This window comes from Kineococcus rubinsiae (assembly GCF_011839805.1).
GTDB classification, from domain to species: Bacteria; Actinomycetota; Actinomycetes; order Actinomycetales; family Kineococcaceae; genus Kineococcus; species Kineococcus rubinsiae.
In genome coordinates, this window is record NZ_VWPY01000044.1 from 1 (window position 1) to 16,697 (window position 16,697).

Below are 16,697 nucleotides of genomic sequence, written 5' to 3' on the forward strand. Positions count from 1 at the left end.
CCTCGGCCTCGGCCTCCCGCGTGGCCGAGCTCGCGGCCCGGCGCGCGGTCCGCCGCAGCTGGCGGCCGGGCCCGCGCACGGTCGCCGGCGCCGCGGCGCTCGTGCTGCTCGCCGTGGTCGCGGGGTGGGTGCTGCTCGGCTCGCCGTGGCTGCGGGTCACCGACGTGCGCATCACCGGCACCGAGCGCACGGACGTCGGCGCGGTCCAGGCGATCGTCGACGGCGAGCGGGGGAGCGCGCTGGCGGGCGTGGACGTCTCCGGCCTCGCCGACGAGGTCTCCGCCCTGCCGCTCGTCGCGTCGACGGACGTGGTCCGCTCCTGGCCCTCGACGCTGCTCGTCCGCGTGCACGAGCGGGAGGCGGTCGCGGCCGTCCCCGTCACCTCCGGCGGCGTGGACCTCGTCGACGACCGGGGGACCGTCCTCGTGCACGCCGGGACGGCCCCGCCCGGGGTGCCGCTCGTGAGCGTCGACGTCGACGCCGCGGGCCCCGACGCCCTGCTCGCCGCGCTCGCCGTCAACGGTGCGCTGCCGACCGAGCTGCGCGCGCGGGTGACCGCCATCTCCGCGACGTCGCCCGAGGCCGTGCGGCTGCAGCTCACCGACGGCCCCGAGGTCGTCTGGGGCGGCGTCGACCGGCCGCAGCGCAAGGCCGAGGTGCTCGAGCGGCTGCTGTCCGACCCCGAGGTCGCGCAGGCGCAGCGCGTGGACGTCTCGGCCCCCGACGCGGCGGCCGTCGCCTCCTGACGTCGCGCTGCCGTCTCACCCGGACGGCGGTCGGTTCCGGGCCCCGGATGTGCCCTGGGCCACTCCCGGGGCGGTTCTCGTTCCCGCAGCACGGCTTTTCGGGCCTCCGGCCACCATCCGAGCGCGACACGCCGCGCCGTCAGTTGCACCGCACCCGTGCGGCTCCCTACCGTCACCACGACAGGAAATGACATAACGTTAACCCTCTACCTGAGGGTGAGCGTCTGCGGGTGAGGCTCCGGCCGGAGCCCGCAAGCATCGGCGAAAGAGGCGAGAGGCACTCGACGTGGCAGCTCCGCAGAACTACCTAGCGGTCATCAAGGTCGTCGGCGTCGGCGGCGGCGGGGTGAACGCGGTCAACCGGATGATCGAGGTCGGCCTCAAGGGCGTCGAGTTCATCGCCGTCAACACCGACGCGCAGGCGCTGCTCATGAGCGACGCCGACGTCAAGCTCGACGTCGGCCGCGAGCTCACGCGCGGCCTCGGCGCCGGCGCGGACCCCGAGGTCGGCCGCAAGGCCGCCGAGGACCACGCCGAGGAGATCGAGGAGGTGCTCAAGGGCGCCGACATGGTCTTCGTCACCGCCGGCGAGGGCGGCGGCACCGGCACCGGTGGTGCGCCCGTCGTCGCGCGCATCGCCCGCTCCCTGGGCGCCCTGACCATCGGCGTCGTGACGCGCCCCTTCACCTTCGAGGGCCGCCGTCGCGCGAACTCGGCGGAGTCGGGCATCAGCGAGCTGCGCGACGAGGTCGACACCCTCATCGTCATCCCGAACGACCGGCTGCTGTCCATCAGCGACAAGCAGGTCAGCATCCTCGACGCGTTCCGCTCCGCGGACCAGGTCCTGCTGTCCGGCGTCCAGGGCATCACCGACCTCATCACCACCCCGGGGCTCATCAACCTCGACTTCGCCGACGTGAAGTCGGTCATGCAGGGCGCCGGCAGCGCCCTCATGGGCATCGGCTCCGCCCGCGGCGACGACCGCGCGGTGCAGGCCGCCGAGAGCGCCATCAGCTCCCCGCTGCTCGAGGCGAGCATCGACGGCGCCCACGGCGTGCTGCTGTCGATCCAGGGCGGCTCCGACCTCGGTCTGTACGAGATCAACGAGGCCGCGCGCCTGGTCCAGGAGGCCGCGCACCCCGAGGCCAACATCATCTTCGGCGCCGTCATCGACGACGCCCTGGGCGACGAGGTCCGCGTCACCGTCATCGCCGCGGGCTTCGACTCCGGCACCCCGGTGCGTCGCCGCGACGAGCGGGCGGTGGGCCAGGTCTCCGGCCGCGCCTCCGGCAGCGCGGTCCCGCCGACGCGCCAGGCGCGCCCCGAGCCGTACTTCGCGCCGTCGGTGCCCCAGGCCCCGCAGCCGCAGCAGCCGCCGGTCCAGCAGCAGCCGGCCCAGCAGCAGCCGCAGTACGCGCCGGCGCAGCAGCAGTACGCCCCGTCGCAGCAGTACGCGCCGTCCGCCGCCCCGCAGCAGGCGGCGCAGCAGCAGGCTCCGCAGCAGCAGGCCCCGCAGCAGCCCGTGGCGCCGGCGCCGCACGTGGTCCCGGGTGAGGACCCGGTCCAGGTGCCGCGCGTCATCGAGCTTCCGCAGGACAACGTCGGCGCCCGCCGCACCCCCCGGGCGAAGCCCGAGGAGGACGACCTGGACGTCCCGGACTTCCTGAAGTAGTCCGCACCCCTGCGACGAACGGGATCCCCTCAGCGTGCTGAGCACCGTCCCCCTCCTGGACGCCGCCCTCCCGGGCGGCGTCCAGGCTGGTTTCACCACCCGTGCCGGTGGGCGCGGGAGCGCGCCCTACGACGGCCTCAACCTCGGTGACCACGTCGGCGACGACCCGGCCGCCGTCGCCGTCCACCGCGAGGCGCTGCGCGCCGCCGTCGGAGCCGACGCCCTCGTCGTGGCGCGCCAGGTGCACGGCGCCGACGTCGTGCGCGTGACGGGCGTGCCCGCCGAGGTGCCCGTCGCCGACGCGCTCGTCACGGACGTCCCCGGGCTCGCGCTCGCCGTCCTCGTCGCCGACTGCGTCCCCGTCCTCCTGGCCGACGCCCGCGCCGGCCTGGTCGCCGTCGCCCACGCCGGGCGCCCGGGCCTCGTGGCCGGGGTCGTGCCCGCCGTCGTGGCCGCGCTGCGCGACCTCGGCGCCCGCGACCTCACCGCAGCCCTCGGTCCCTCGATCTGCGGCGCCTGCTACGAGGTGCCGCCGGCGATGGCCGACGACGTCGCGGCCCGCGTCCCCGCGGCGCGCTCCACCACGTCGTGGGGCACGAGCGCCGTCGACGTCCCCGCCGGGGTCCTCGCCCAGCTCACCGAGGCCGGCGTCCCCGCGGCGCGCGTCAGCCGCTGCACGGCCGAGCGCGACGACCTCTTCTCCTACCGCCGCGAGGGCCGCACGGGCCGCAGCGCCGGTGTCGTCGTGCTCCGGTGAGCGGCGCCCCCGTCGACCCGGCCCCCACCGACCCGGCCCCCGGCGACCGGTCCGCGCAGCTGGGCCCGGCCCTCCAGGCCGTCCGCGAGCGCGTGACCGCCGCGGCCGCGGAGGCCGGTCGCGACCCCGGCGAGCTGACGCTCGTCGCCGTGACCAAGTTCTTCCCCGCTGCCGACGTCCGGGCGCTGGCGCGTCTCGGCGTGGGCGACGTGGGGGAGAGCCGCGACCAGGAGGCCGCCGCCAAGGCCGCGGAGGTGGCGCAGGACGGCGTCGCCCTGCGCTGGCACTTCATCGGCCAGGTGCAGTCGAACAAGGCGCGCTCGGTGGCCGCCTACTGCGACGTCGTGCACAGCGTCGACCGCGCGAAGGTGGCGACCGCGCTGGACCGCGGCGCGGGTGAGCACGGCCGCCGCGTCGGCTGCTTCGTCCAGGTCGACCTCGCCCCGGCCCTCGGCGAGGGCGCCGACCCCGCCCGCGGCGGCGTCGCCCCGGACGGGATCGCCGCCGTCGCCGAGGCCGTCGCGGGCGGCGAGCACCTCGACCTCCTCGGCCTCATGGCCGTGGCCCCGCGCGAGGAGGACCCGGCACGCGCCTTCGCGGTGCTCGCCGACCTGGCCGCGCGGCTGCGCCGCGACCACCCCGGGGCCGTGCACCTCTCGGCCGGGATGAGCGGCGACCTGGAGCAGGCGGTGGCCGCCGGGGCGACACACCTGCGTGTCGGCGGCGCGATCCTGGGTCCGCGACCCGCCCCGCGGTAACGTCCGAGGCGTTCGCCCTGCGGGTGCCGCTGCTTCGGCGCCCGTCTTCCGCACCACCGACCTGACGACCTCGAGGAGCCTGCGATGGCCGGCGCGCTGCGCAATGCGATGGTCTACCTCGGCCTGGCCGAGGACGACCGCTACGCCGAGGACGGCAGCGACGAGCACGTCCAGCGGGAGACGCCGTCCCGCGTCCGCGTGGAGACGGTGCGCGAGCAGCGCTCCGCGCCCGAACCCGTGGCGGCCCCCGAGCGCCGTCCGGAGACCACCGGTCAGGTGACCCCGATCAGGAGGCAGGTGGCCCACGTGGTGCCCCAGGTCAGCAGTTCCGAACTGCACCGGATCACGACGATCCACCCCCGCACCTACAACGAGGCCAAGACCATCGGTGAGAGCTTCCGCGAGGGCATCCCGGTGATCATGAACCTCACGGACATGGACGACTCGGACGCCAAGCGCCTGGTCGACTTCTCCGCCGGGCTCGTCTTCGGGCTGCACGGGGCCATCGAGCGCGTCACCAACAAGGTCTTCCTCCTATCGCCGCAGAACGTCGAGGTGGCGACCCAGGAGGAGGAGCGGCCGGTCGAGCAGCGGACCTTCTTCAACCAGTCGTGACGGGCCCCCGCGGGGGCCTCGCCGCGCCGGGTGGTCCCCGCCGGTCCGCGCGTCAGGCAGGATGAGGCGATGTCGACCCTGTTCTCCCTGCTCGAGCTCCTGGTGCTGCTGTTCTTCCTCTGCCTCATCGGGCGCCTCGTGCTGGACTGGGTGCAGGCGCTGGCCCGCGAGTGGCGCCCCCGCGGGCCGGTCCTCGTGATCGCCGAGGGGCTCTACACCGTCACCGACCCGCCGCTGAAGGTGCTGCGCAAGGTCCTGCCGCCGCTGCGCCTCGGCGCCGTACAGCTGGACCTCGCCTTCCTCGTGCTCGCGATCCTCTGCTCGGTGCTGCTGTCGGTCTTCGGCCGGCTCTCCGCCGGGGCCTGAGCCGCACACCCCCCTCCGTGCCGGCCCCGCCGGCGCAGTGCCCGTCCCGCCCGCGAACCCCGTCGCGGGCACCCGTCCCGGCTGCTCCGCCGGCGCCAGGACCCCTCCGCTACGGTGGCTCCGGGTGCCGACCGGAGGGGCCGGCCAGCAGCAGAGGTGACCGAGGATGCCGCTCACTCCCGAAGACGTCGTCAGCAAGCGCTTCAACCCCACGCGGGTGCGCGAGGGGTACGCCCAGGACGAGGTCGACGACTTCCTCGACGAGGTGGTCGCCGAGCTGCGCCGCCTGACGTCCGAGAACGACGATCTCCGCGCCGAGCTCGCGCAGGCCCAGCACCGCGTGGGGGAGCTCACCCGCGCCGCCTCGGCCGCCGACTCCGCCGCCCCGGTGGACTTCGCCAAGGCCGAGCCGGTCGCCGCGCCGGAGCCCGAGCCCGTCGCCGCGCCGGAGCCGGTCGCGGCGCCCGCCGCGGCCGAGAGCCCCGCCGACCAGGCCGCCGGCGTGATCGCCCTGGCGCAGCGCCTGCACGACGAGTACGTCCGCGACGGCGAGGCCCAGCGCGAGAGCCTCGTGGCCGGGGCCCAGGCCGAGGCCGCCCGCCTCGTCGCCGAGGCCGAGCAGCGCCGCGACGTGACGCTCGGCGAGCTGGACACGCGACGCCTGCAGCTGGAGGAGACGATCCGCGGGCTGCGCGGGCGCGAGGTCGACTACCGCGAGCAGCTCGAGCGCTTCATCGCCGCCCAGCTCGACCAGCTGAAGAGCACCGAGCGCATCGTCCCCGACGACGTGGCCGCCGTCTGACCCGACGCTCCCTCGCCGGCCCCGGCCGGTCCCGAACGCCGTCGCCCCTCCGGGGCGGCGGCGTTCTGCGTGGTGGCTGCGCCCGACCTCCGTGTGGGTGACTTGGCGTTTCCGCTTGCTCACAGTGCGTGAGATTGCCTACGGTGACGTGCACGCGGTGCTGGGCCGCGAACCGAGGGGGGCTCGCTCATGGTGCACGGGGTGTCGGTGGAGGTGGCGTCGGTGGATCCGGCGGTGGTCGCGACCGCGGAGGTGCCGGAGGCGGAGGCGCGGGCGAGGCCCGCGCGCACCGGCCGGGCGCACCGCGCGGCGGCCGTCGCCGCGCTGCCGGTCAAGGCGTCGGAGGACGCGTGGACGCCGGAGGAGCTGGCCGAGGTCCGCGTCGAGCTGGAGGCCGAGGTGGCGCGCCTGGGGGGTGAGCTCCTCGCGGCCACCACCGCGTTCTCCTCGCTCGTCGCCAACGGGGGGGAGGGCGCCGGTGACGACCAGGTCGACCACGGTGCCGCGACGCTCGGGCGCGAGCAGGAGATGACCATCGCGAACAACGCGCGCGACCTGCTGGAGCAGACGCAGCGCGCCCTGGTCCGCATGACGTCGGGGGCCTACGGCACGTGCGAGGCGTGCGCGGGCCCGGTGGGCAAGGCCCGGCTGCAGGCCTTCCCGCGGGTCACCCAGTGCGTGGCCTGCAAGTCGCGGGGCGAGCGGCGCTGACGCCCTCCCCGCGTCCGGTCGGCGGACCGCCGCGGTGCCGGCGGCACCGCGGCCGGTCCGCCGCCGCCCGGGTGGCGGGCGGGCCCAGGCGGTCGGGGCCCAGGCGGTCGGGGCGCAGGCTGTCGGGCCGGGGCGCCCCGCGTGGGAGACTCGGGCCGCCATGGACGACGCTGCCTCGAACGACCTGACCGCCTCCGACCCGCCCGCGTCACCACCGCCGGCGGGTGCGGCCTCCCCGTCCGCCCGTCGCCGCACGGGCCTGCTCCTCGGCGTCGCGCTCGTCGCCTACGCCCTGGACCAGGTGACGAAGGTCCTCGCCGTGGCCCGGCTCGAGCCCGGCGTCCAGCAGCCGTTCGTGGGGGAGCTGCTGCAGTTCCACCTCATCCGCAACCCCGGCGCCGCGTTCAGCCTGGGCACCGGCTCGACCGTCGTCTTCACGGTCGTGCAGAGCGCCGTCGTCGTCGCCGTCCTCGTGGTGGCGCGCCGCGTGCGCACGCCCGCCTGGGCCGTGGCCCTCGGCCTGCTGCTGGCGGGTGCCGCCGGCAACGTCACCGACCGGTACCTGCGGGCCCCGGCCGTCGGCCGCGGTCACGTCGTGGACTTCCTCGAGCTCCCGCACTGGCCGATCTTCAACCTGGCCGACTCCAGCGTCGTGGCCGCCGCCGTGCTCATCGCGGTCCTCGGCTTCCGCGGCACGGGCCTGGACGGCCGCCGCCAGCAGCGCCCCGAGCGCACCGACCGCCCCGCCCGCGGGCGTCGCACCGACCGCACGGAGGCCACGGATGCCTGAGACCCGCAGCCTCCCCGTCCCCGACGGCCTCGAGGGCGAGCGCGTCGACGCGGCCCTGGCGCGGCTGCTGGGGCTCTCCCGCACCCGCACGGCCGAGCTCGCCGCGGCCGGCCTCGTGGTCATCGACGGCGTCACGGTGGGCAAGTCCGACCGCGTGCGCGGCGGGGCGTGGCTCGAGGTCGAGCTGCCCGACCCGCCGGCCGCGGCCGTCGCGGTGGCCGAGGTCATCGACGGCCTCGTGATCGTGCACGACGACGACGACATCGTCGTGGTGGACAAGCCCGTCGGCGTGGCCGCGCACCCGAGCCCCGGCTGGACCGGCCCCACCGTCGTCGGCGGCCTGCTGGGCGCGGGCTACACGATCGCGACGTCGGGGGCGGCCGAGCGGCAGGGGATCGTGCACCGCCTCGACGTTGGCACGTCGGGCCTGATGGTCGTGGCCAAGAGCGAGCACGCCTACTCCGTGCTCAAGCGCGCCTTCAAGGAGCGCACCGTCGAGAAGGTCTACCACGCGCTCGTCCAGGGGCACCCGGACCCGCTGCGCGGCACCATCGACGCCCCGATCGGCCGGCACCCCGGCGGCGCGTACAAGTTCGCCGTGACGGCCGAGGGCAAGCCCAGCGTCACCCACTACGAGGTGCTCGAGGCGTTCCGCGCCGCGGCGCTGGCCGAGGTGCACCTGGAGACCGGGCGCACCCACCAGATCCGCGTGCACTTCTCGGCGCTGCGCCACCCCTGCGTGGGGGACCTGACCTACGGCGCCGACCCGACGCTCGCAGCCCGGCTGGGGCTCACGCGGCAGTGGCTGCACGCCAAGCGGCTGGGCTTCGAGCACCCCGGCACGGGGCTGCCGGTGCAGTTCACCTCCAGCTACCCGGAGGACCTGTCGACGGCGCTGGCCCGGCTCGCCGACTGACCACCCCGGCCCCGTCCGCACCCGCGGCCGGGGCCCCGTGTCGGCGTCGGCCGTGTCGGCCGCGCCGCCTACGATGACGCCTCAGCCCCACGCCCGTCCCGCCCGCTCCAGGAGGCGCCTCGCATGGCATCCGCGGACTCGTTCGTCCACCTGCACGTCCACACTGAGTACTCGATGCTCGACGGGGCCGCGAAGGTGGACGACCTCTTCCGCGAGTCTGCCGCGATGGGCATGCCGGCCGTGGCCACGACCGACCACGGCTTCGTCTTCGGCGCCTACGACTTCTGGAAGACGGCCAAGAAGCACGGGGTCAAGCCGATCATCGGCGTCGAGGCCTACCTCACGCCGGGCACGGCGCGGGCCGACCGCACGCGCGTGAAGTGGGGCGACCAGTCCAGCCGCCCGGGTGACGACGTCTCGGGCGCCGGCGCCTACACCCACATGACGATGCTCGCCTCGACGACGGCGGGCATGCACAACCTCTTCAAGATGAGCTCGCTGGCGAGCCTGGAGGGCTTCCTCTACAAGCCCCGCATGGACCGCGAGCTGCTCTCGCAGTACTCCGAGGGCCTCATCGCCACGACCGGCTGCGCGTCGGGGGAGATCCAGACGAAGCTGCGCCTCGGCCAGTACGACGCGGCCCGCCAGGCCGCCTCGGACTACCGGGACATCTTCGGCCGGGACAACTTCTTCTGCGAGATCATGGACCACGGCATCGACGTGGAGAAGCGGTCGATGGACGACCTGCTGAAGCTCGCGAAGGACCTCGAGCTGCCGCTGGTCGCCACCAACGACCTGCACTACACGAAGGCCGAGGACGCCAAGGCCCACGCGGCGCTGCTGTGCGTGCAGTCCGGCTCGACGCTCGCGGACCCCAAGCGCTTCAAGTTCGACGCCGACGAGTTCTACCTGAAGAGCCCCGCGGAGATGCGCCACCTGTGGCGCGACCACCCCGAGGCGTGCGACAACACGCTGCTCATCGCCGAGCGCTGCGACGTCTCCTTCACCGAGTCCACCGGTGCGTTCATGCCGCGCTTCCCCTGCCCCGAGGGGGAGGACGAGGAGAGCTTCTTCATCAAGGAGGTGTGGCGCGGCCTCGCGCTGCGCTACCCCGCGGGCATCCCCGACGACGTGCGCAAGCAGGCCGACTACGAGATCGAGGTCATCGTCTCGAAGGGCTACGCGGGCTACTTCCTCGTCGTCGCCGACTTCATCCAGTGGTCGAAGAACAACGGCATCCGCGTCGGCCCCGGCCGCGGTTCGGGCGCCGGCTCGATGGCCGCGTACGCCATGAAGATCACCGACCTGGACCCGCTGCGCCACGGGCTGTTCTTCGAGCGCTTCCTCAACCCCGAGCGCATGTCGATGCCCGACTTCGACATCGACTTCGACGAGCGCCGCCGCGGCGAGGTCATCCAGTACGTCGTGCAGAAGTACGGCACCGACCGCGTCGCGCAGATCGTCACCTACGGCACCATCAAGGCCAAGCAGGCAGTGAAGGACTCCTCGCGGGTCCTGGGCTTCCCCTTCTCGATGGGGGAGCGGATCACCAAGACGATGCCCGCGGCCGTCATGGGCAAGGACATCCCGCTCTCGGGCATCTTCGACCCGAGCCACAAGCGGTACTCCGAGGCGCAGGAGTTCCGCGACCTCTACAAGAGCGACCCCGAGGTCGTCCGCGTCGTCGACACCGCCCGCGGCCTCGAGGGGCTGAAGCGGCAGTGGGGCGTGCACGCGGCCGGCGTCATCATGTCCAGCGAGCCGCTGATCGACCACATCCCGATCATGAAGCGGGAGGCCGACGGCGCGATCATCACGCAGTTCGACTACCCGACGTGCGAGACGCTCGGCATGGTCAAGATGGACTTCCTCGGCCTGCGCAACCTCACGATCCTCGACGACGCCCTCGCCAACGTCCTGCTCAACGGCAAGGACCCGGTCGACCTCGAGGGGCTCGAGCTGGACGACCCGGCCACCTACGAGCTGCTCGGCAAGGGCGAGACGCTCGGCGTCTTCCAGTTCGACGGCGGGCCCATGCGCTCGCTGCTGCGCCTCATGCGCCCCGACAACTTCGAGGACATCTCCGCCGTCGGCGCGCTGTACCGCCCGGGCCCCATGGGCGCCGGGTCGCACACGGCCTACGCGCTGCGCAAGAACGGCCAGGAGGCCATCACCCCGATCCACCCCGAGCTCGAGGAACCGCTCGCGGAGATCCTCTCGACGACCTACGGCCTGATCGTGTACCAGGAGCAGGTCATGTCGATCGCGCAGAAGGTCGCCGGGTACACCCTCGGTGCCGCCGACCTGCTGCGGCGCGCGATGGGCAAGAAGAAGCGCGAGGTCCTCGACGCCGAGTACGTCGGCTTCGAGGCCGGGATGGTCGCCAACGGGTTCTCCGCCGCGGCCGTGAAGGCGCTGTGGGACGTCCTCGTGCCGTTCTCCGACTACGCGTTCAACAAGGCCCACTCGGCCGCCTACGGCCTGGTGTCGTACTGGACGGCCTACCTCAAGGCCAACTACCCCGCGGAGTACATGGCCGCGGTCCTCACCAGCGTGCGCGACGACAAGGACAAGTCGGCGCTGTACCTCAACGAGTGCCGCCGCATGGGCATCAAGGTGCTGCCGCCGGACGTCAACGACTCCTCGGCGAACTTCACCGCCGTCGGCACCGACATCCGCTTCGGTCTCACCGCGATCCGCAACGTCGGCGCGAACGTCGTCGACGGGATCGTCGCGGCGCGGGAGTCCGCCGGCCGCTACGAGTCGTTCACCGACTTCCTCACCAAGGTCCCGGCCGTCGTCTGCAACAAGCGGACCATCGAGTCCCTCATCAAGGCCGGCGCCTACGACTCCCTCGGGCACCGGCGCCGGGCGCTCGTGGCCAAGCACGAGGACGCCGTGGACGCGGTCGTCGACGTCAAGCGCAACGAGGCCATCGGCCAGTTCGACCTGTTCGCCGGCCTCGGCGGCGGGGACGACGACGGCGGTCTCGGCAGCGGCTTCACGGTCGAGATCCCGGACATCCCGGAGTGGGACAAGACGGAGCTGCTCGCCCACGAGCGCCAGATGCTGGGCCTCTACGTCTCCGACCACCCGCTGTTCGGGCTCGAGCGGCTGCTGTCCAACGCCTCCGACTGCGCGATCGCGTCGCTCACCGCCGACGACTCCCGCGGCGACGGCGCCCCGATCACGATCGCCGGCATGATCACCGGCCTGCAGCGCAAGCTGACCAAGCAGGGCAACGCCTGGGCGATCGCGACCGTGGAGGACCTCGAGGGCGCCATCGAGTGCCTGTTCTTCCCGCAGACCTACATGAGCGTCGCGCCGCTGCTGGCCGAGGACCTCGTCGTCATCGTCAAGGGCCGGCTCAACCGCCGCGACGACGTCCCGACGATCTACGCCTCCGAGCTGATCGTCCCGGACGTCTCCTCCAGCGAGGGCCTGCCCGTCACCATCGTCATGCCGGTCTCGCGCTGCATCCCCGCCGAGGTGCAAAAGCTCAAGGACGTCCTGACCACCCACCCGGGCAGCACCGAGGTGCGCCTGCGCCTGGTCAAGCCCGGCAAGGGCCAGGGCACCCTCATGCGGCTGGACGACTCGCTGCGCGTGACGCCCAACCCGGCGCTGTTCGGCGACCTCAAGGCGCTGCTCGGCCCGACGTGCCTCGTCTGAGGAGGGCTCCCCGCCCCGCCTCCCGGCTGCCCCAGCTCCTGCTGCTGGGGCAGGCGGTCGTGGGGATGCTCCTCGGCGTCGTGTGGTGGGCCCTCACCCGCCGGCCCGGCGCCTGGCTGGTGGGGGAGCCCGTCGTCACTACCGACCTCACCTCCTACGTCGCCCGCGACGGCACCTTCGCCGTCCTCGGGCTCGTGCTGGGGGTCGTCGCGGGCGTGGTCGTCCTGCGCCACGGCCGCGAGCGGCCGCTGCTCCTGCTCACGGCGGCGCTCTGCGGCGCGCTCGCCGGCTCGCTGCTGGCCGCGGGCACTGGTGCGGCTCTGCCGCCCGGCGACCCCACCGACCCGCGCCACGTCTCCGTCACCGCATGGGGCGTCCTGCTGCTGTGGCCGTTCGGGCTCTCGGGGGTCGTGCTGCTGGCGACGCTGTCCACGGCGGTGGGCGACTGGGTCCGCGCACCCCGCTCGCGCGCCGACGACGAGGACCCGGTCCCCGAGTCCCGCGCCTGACGTCCGGTACGGCGACTCGCCTGCGGTGCAGTCACTCTCAGTGCGAGTGAAGTGACGCAAAATAGTCGCCGTCGCGGGCAGACCCGACGCCTCGCGCACCCATCCGGGGGACGTCCGGCGCCGAACAGCTCGTGGTCCGACGCCGGGCCCGTCCGCGCTCCGGTGTCGCTCTCGACCTGCTGCACCCGCGAGGACGCGGTCCGGAGCCCCCCAACACGAGGAGATCGATGTCCCCGGGTGTCAGCACGTCCACGGACCCGGCCCCCGCGCCCGCCCTCGACCCGTCGGGCCCCAGCGGGCTGCAGCGGATCCTGCGGATCAGCTCTTCGCTCGTCGGCACCCAGGCGGCGACGAGCGTGCTGGGCCTGCTGTTCTGGACGATCGCCTCCCGCGGCTTCACCACCCGGCAGTTCGGCGTCGCGAACGCCGCCGTGTCGGCCATGGGCCTCATCGGGGCCCTCGGCACCCTCGGGCTCGGCACCCTGCTCATCGCCCAGCTGCCCCGCACCCACCAGGCGCTGCGCCGCGTCACGGTGCGGACCGCGCTCGCGGTCGCCGCGGTCGCGGCCACGCTGCTCGCGGTCGTGGTGCCCTTCGTCGCCATCCACCTGCTGGGCATCGGCAACCTGGCCGAGATCGCCGGCTCACCCGCGCACGCGACCCTCTTCGCCGTGGGGACCGGCCTCGCGGCCGTCGTCCTCGTCCTGGACCAGGCCGTGCTCGTGCTGGGCTCGGGCCGCCTGCAGCTGGAGCGCAACGTCGTGGCGAGCGCGACCAAGGTCGCGGCGCTGCTGGCCCTGGCCGCCGTGGGCGCCACCGACGGCATGGCGATCTTCGCGGCCTGGGCCGTGGGCACCGTCGTGTCGCTGCCCCTCGTCGCGCACCGCACCCGCGGCGGCCGCGCGCTGCAGTCCTCCCGCCGGCTCGTCGACCTGTCCGCCCTGCAGGGGCTCGGGCGCCGCGCGCTGAGCCACCACGCGCTGAACACGACGCTGCAGAGCCCGCTCATGCTCCTGCCGGTCCTCGTCACGGCGACGATCTCGTCCAGCGCGAACGCCCCCTTCGGGGCGGCGCTGCAGCTCACGGGCTTCGTCTTCGCCCTGCCCTACGCCCTCTCCATCGGCCTCTTCGCCGCGGCGGAGGGCGATCCGCGCGAGGTGCTGCGCCGCATGCGCGTCACCGTCCCGCTGGGGCTGGGCGTGAGCCTGGCCGCCGACCTCGCCCTGCTGCCGCTCGCGCCCCACGTGCTGCGCATCTTCGGTGCCGAGTACGCCGCCGACGGCGCCGACGTGCTGCGCATCCTCGTGCTGGCCGGTCTCCCGTTCGTCGTGAAGGACCACTTCGTGGCCCTGCGGCGCGTGCAGGGGCGCACCAGCGAGGCCACCCTCGTCCTCGTCGTCTTCACGGTCGCCGAGCTGGCCGGCGCCCTCGTCGGGGCCTCCCTCGGAGGCGTCGTCGGGCTGAGCGTCGGCTGGGTCGGCGTCCTCTTCCTCGAGGCCCTGGTCCTGGCGGTGCCCCTCGTGCGCGCCCACCGCCGCTTCCGGGACGGCGAGCCGGCTCCGACTGGGCGCCGGGCGGGCCCGGTCCCCGTGGACGGACCGCTCTGGAAGGACGACGTGGACGCTGCACGCCCCACCGACGGGAGCGTGCCCGCCGCCCGGGCCCGCCTCGACCCGCCGCCAGCCTCGAGGCTGCTGTGGGACGACGACGCGACACCGCCGGGTCCCGGCCGCGCCGCCGCGCCCACCGGCGAGAGGGCCGCGGACCGCGACCCCGCCCGGGTGGTCGCCGCGGAACCCGCACCGCGCCGTCGCCGCGTGCCCCTGACGGGCCCGGCGCTGCTCACCATGGCCCTGGGTCTGCTGTCGATGGCCTTCGCCGTGGACCGCGCGCGCACCACGGGCGACGACGGCGGGGCCACGCAGGTGCTGTGGGAGCTCGGGCTCGTCCTCGTCGTCGCCCCGGCGGCGCTCGTCGTGGCCTGGCCGCGCGTGCCCGCGGCAGCCCGGACGACGGTGGCCGTGGCCGCCGTCGTGGCGCTTCAGCTGAGCCGGACCGTGCTGTACCCGACCCGGTTCATGTTCCACGACGAGCTGCTGCACGCGAACCTGCTGCGGATCATCGGCGACACCGGACGCCTGTTCGGCGAGAACCCCCTGCTCCCGATCACCTCCTACTACCCGGGGCTGGAGGTCGTGACCGACGGGGTCCGCGACCTCACGGGCCTCGGCGCCCACACGAGCTCGGTCCTGGTCCTGCTCGCCGCGCGACTCGTCCTGGGCCTCGGGATCGTCGTGGTCGTCGCCCGGATCACCCGCTCCGCGCGGGCCGGCGCGATCGCCGTCGTGGTCTACGCCTGCAACCCCCAGATGCTGTTCTTCAACTCGCAGTTCTCCTACCAGACGCTCGCGCTGCCGCTGGCCGTGCTGACCGTCGCGGTGTTCCTCACGCGCGAGCGGGGCAGGCGCCGCGGGCTCGTGCTGCCCGTGCTCGCGATGGCCGCGGTCGTGGTCACCCACCACGTCACGGCGGCCCTGCTCGTCGCCGCCTTCGTCGGCTGGTTCGTGCTGGAGCTCGTGCTGCGCCGCCGCCGCGAGGACGAGGCCGGGGCCCTCGCGGTCGTCGCCGGCGCGGGGGTGGTCGTGTTCGCCGCGATGCTGGCCAACCCCGGCAACACCCTGGCCAGCTACCTCGGCTCGATCGTCACGAGCTCGTCGTCGGACCTGTCGTCGCTGGTCGAGGGCCGCCAGACCAAGGCCCTGTTCGCGAACACCGCCGGCGTCGGCCCGGCCCCGTGGGAGCAGGTGCTGCTCATCGGCGCGCTGCTCGTCACCGTGGCCGCGCTGCTGCCCTCGCTCTGGGCCGCGCGCGCGTGGTTCCGGGCCCGCCACACGCCGGCCGCCCTGCTCGTCCTCGTCGCCGTGCTGTACCCCGTCATCCCCGGCGGGCACGTCGCGCGGGCCACGGCCGAGGTCGGCGACCGCGCCGCGGGGTTCGTCTTCCTGGGGGTCGCCTTCGTCGTGGCCTGGTGGTTCGCGCGCCACGCCCCGACCCGCCGCCGGGCCGGGATCTTCGGCGCCGCAGCGACCTTCACGTTCCTCGGAGGCGTCGTGCTCGGTTCCGGGACCGTCGCGGCGCAGCTGCCCGGGCCGTTCCTCGTCTCCGCCGACGCGCGCAGCGTCGACGCCGACAACCTCGCGGCGGCCGACTGGATGGCCACCGCCCTGCCCGCGGACAGCCGCGTGTACGCCGACCGCGTGACCGGCCTGCTGGCCGCCGCCGACGGCGGGCAGTTCACCGTCCGCCACATCTCCACCGGCATCGACGCCTCCCGCCTGGTCCTCAGCCCGGACTTCGGCGAGGAGGACGTGCGTCTCGTCCGCGAGGCGGGGATCCGCTACGTGGTCGTCGACCGGCGCGACGCCTTCGGGCTGCCCAACCAGGGCGTGTACATCGAGAGCGGCGAGTTCGGCTCCGACGGGCGCACCACGCCCGTCCCGGCCGCCGCGCTGCAGAAGTTCGACGACGTGAAGGGTGTGGACCGCATCTACGACAACGGGTCGATCGCCGTGTACGACGTCTCGGGGCTGGACCGGTGAGCGCGCCCGTGACGTCCCCGCCCGCGGTGGACGAGGCGCCCGCGGACGCCGTGGGCCCCGGCGGGGCGGTCGTGGCCGCGGTCCTCGTCGTCCTCGCCGCCACGGCGGTCGTCGGCGACCTCCCGGTCGGCGTGCGCGCGCCGCTGACCCTCCTCGCGGTCGCCGCGACCGCGGCCCGGCTGGTCCGGCACCGCGGACGGGGCGGCCTCGACGCGCTGCTCGTCGGGGTCGGCGGCAGCCTCGTCGCCCTGGCGCTCACGGGGATGGTGCTCGGCCTCAGCCCCGCCGGGCTGCACCCGGGCACGTGGGCCGTCGCCCTCCAGGTCGTCGCGCTGGTCTGCCTCCTGGTCTCCCTCGTGCGCCCCCCGACCCGCGCCGTACCCGCCGAGGACGTGGTGGACGCCGTCCCCGGCGACGGGCGCCGGGCGGCGCTGCGGCACGCCCCCTGGGTCCTCGCGGCCGCCGCGGTGACCGTCGTGGCCCTCGTCGTCGCCGTCCGCAGCACCACCGCCGGTGAGGACACCCCCGTGCAGATGTCGATCGCGTCCCTGGCGGGGACGCAGGCCGTCGTCGTCGTCTCGGCCGAGGAGGCCACGGGCGCGCTGGAGCTGCGCACCGATCCCGGCGACGGCTCGGCGGTCACCTACCCCGTCCTCAGCGTCCCCGCCGGCGGGTCCGTCTCCACCACGGTCGTGGTCCCGACCACGGGCCGCGTCGTGGTCACCGTCAGCAACCCCGGCCAGGTCCGGCCGCTGCGCACCCTCGTGGTGAACCGGTGACCGCC

Annotated in this window: 14 protein-coding genes; all 14 read left to right on the top strand. The window is 74.5% G+C overall.

From position 1 onward, the window contains the following. The coding region (locus F1544_RS17445) for a cell division protein FtsQ/DivIB (protein WP_167587405.1) at positions 1-746 on the top strand (746 nt) is incomplete at its 5' end. A gap of 286 nt (positions 747-1,032) precedes the next feature. Next, complete coding sequence (gene ftsZ / locus F1544_RS17450) at positions 1,033-2,418, top strand: cell division protein FtsZ (protein WP_167587406.1); 1,386 nt, start codon at positions 1,033-1,035, stop codon at positions 2,416-2,418. A 34-nt stretch (positions 2,419-2,452) separates the two neighbouring features. After that, positions 2,453-3,175 carry a peptidoglycan editing factor PgeF gene (pgeF, locus tag F1544_RS17455; RefSeq protein WP_308470151.1) on the top strand — a complete coding sequence of 241 codons (723 nt, stop codon included), beginning with the start codon at positions 2,453-2,455 and terminating at the stop codon, positions 3,173-3,175. After that, positions 3,172-3,933 carry a YggS family pyridoxal phosphate-dependent enzyme gene (locus F1544_RS17460; protein WP_167587407.1) on the top strand — a complete coding sequence of 254 codons (762 nt, stop codon included), beginning with the start codon at positions 3,172-3,174 and terminating at the stop codon, positions 3,931-3,933. The genes pgeF and F1544_RS17460 overlap by 4 nt, the downstream gene beginning before the upstream one ends. A gap of 84 nt (positions 3,934-4,017) precedes the next feature. Next, positions 4,018-4,548 carry a cell division protein SepF gene (locus F1544_RS17465; protein WP_167587408.1) on the top strand — a complete coding sequence of 177 codons (531 nt, stop codon included), beginning with the start codon at positions 4,018-4,020 and terminating at the stop codon, positions 4,546-4,548. 69 nt (positions 4,549-4,617) lie between these two features. Further along, on the top strand, positions 4,618-4,914 hold the full coding sequence (locus F1544_RS17470) for a YggT family protein (protein ID WP_167587409.1): 297 nt from the start codon (positions 4,618-4,620) through the stop codon (positions 4,912-4,914). 166 nt (positions 4,915-5,080) lie between these two features. After that, positions 5,081-5,716, top strand: coding sequence for a DivIVA domain-containing protein (locus F1544_RS17475; RefSeq protein WP_167587410.1), 636 nt, complete (start codon positions 5,081-5,083; stop codon positions 5,714-5,716). A 222-nt stretch (positions 5,717-5,938) separates the two neighbouring features. Beyond that, positions 5,939-6,427 (top strand): TraR/DksA family transcriptional regulator, encoded by a 489-nt coding sequence (locus tag F1544_RS26525; protein ID WP_308470152.1) that lies wholly within the window; start codon positions 5,939-5,941, stop codon positions 6,425-6,427. A 160-nt stretch (positions 6,428-6,587) separates the two neighbouring features. Further along, complete coding sequence (gene lspA, locus F1544_RS17485) at positions 6,588-7,217, top strand: signal peptidase II (protein WP_167587412.1); 630 nt, start codon at positions 6,588-6,590, stop codon at positions 7,215-7,217. Beyond that, on the top strand, positions 7,210-8,133 hold the full coding sequence (locus F1544_RS17490) for an RluA family pseudouridine synthase (RefSeq protein ID WP_167587413.1): 924 nt from the start codon (positions 7,210-7,212) through the stop codon (positions 8,131-8,133). Before lspA ends, F1544_RS17490 begins: the two co-directional genes overlap by 8 nt. Before the next feature lie 123 nt (positions 8,134-8,256). After that, on the top strand, positions 8,257-11,805 hold the full coding sequence (dnaE, locus tag F1544_RS17495) for a DNA polymerase III subunit alpha (RefSeq protein ID WP_167587414.1): 3,549 nt from the start codon (positions 8,257-8,259) through the stop codon (positions 11,803-11,805). Continuing rightward, entirely contained in the window at positions 11,793-12,314 is a 522-nt protein-coding gene (locus F1544_RS17500) for a hypothetical protein (protein WP_167587415.1), read from the top strand. Before dnaE ends, F1544_RS17500 begins: the two co-directional genes overlap by 13 nt. 227 nt (positions 12,315-12,541) lie before the next feature. Beyond that, positions 12,542-15,913: a hypothetical protein gene (locus tag F1544_RS17505; protein ID WP_167587416.1), complete on the top strand. Its 3,372-nt coding sequence runs from the start codon at positions 12,542-12,544 to the stop codon at positions 15,911-15,913. After that, the gene (locus F1544_RS17510) at positions 15,910-16,692 is read left to right on the top strand and encodes a hypothetical protein (protein WP_167587417.1); all 783 of its coding nucleotides are present in this window, start codon (positions 15,910-15,912) and stop codon (positions 16,690-16,692) included. Before F1544_RS17505 ends, F1544_RS17510 begins: the two co-directional genes overlap by 4 nt. The last annotated feature ends 5 nt before the right edge of the window (positions 16,693-16,697 follow it).

Bases quoted from the DNA above. Each gene is read 5' to 3' on its own strand.
- F1544_RS17505 (WP_167587416.1), top strand. From the start codon at position 12,542: ATGTCCCCGGGTGTCAGCACGTCCACGGACCCGGCCCCCGCGCCCGCC.
- F1544_RS17465 (WP_167587408.1), top strand. From the start codon at position 4,018: ATGGCCGGCGCGCTGCGCAATGCGATGGTCTACCTCGGCCTGGCCGAG.
- lspA (WP_167587412.1), top strand. From the start codon at position 6,588: ATGGACGACGCTGCCTCGAACGACCTGACCGCCTCCGACCCGCCCGCG.
- F1544_RS17475 (WP_167587410.1), top strand. From the start codon at position 5,081: ATGCCGCTCACTCCCGAAGACGTCGTCAGCAAGCGCTTCAACCCCACG.
- dnaE (WP_167587414.1), top strand. From the start codon at position 8,257: ATGGCATCCGCGGACTCGTTCGTCCACCTGCACGTCCACACTGAGTAC.
- F1544_RS17490 (WP_167587413.1), top strand. From the start codon at position 7,210: ATGCCTGAGACCCGCAGCCTCCCCGTCCCCGACGGCCTCGAGGGCGAG.
- F1544_RS17470 (WP_167587409.1), top strand. From the start codon at position 4,618: ATGTCGACCCTGTTCTCCCTGCTCGAGCTCCTGGTGCTGCTGTTCTTC.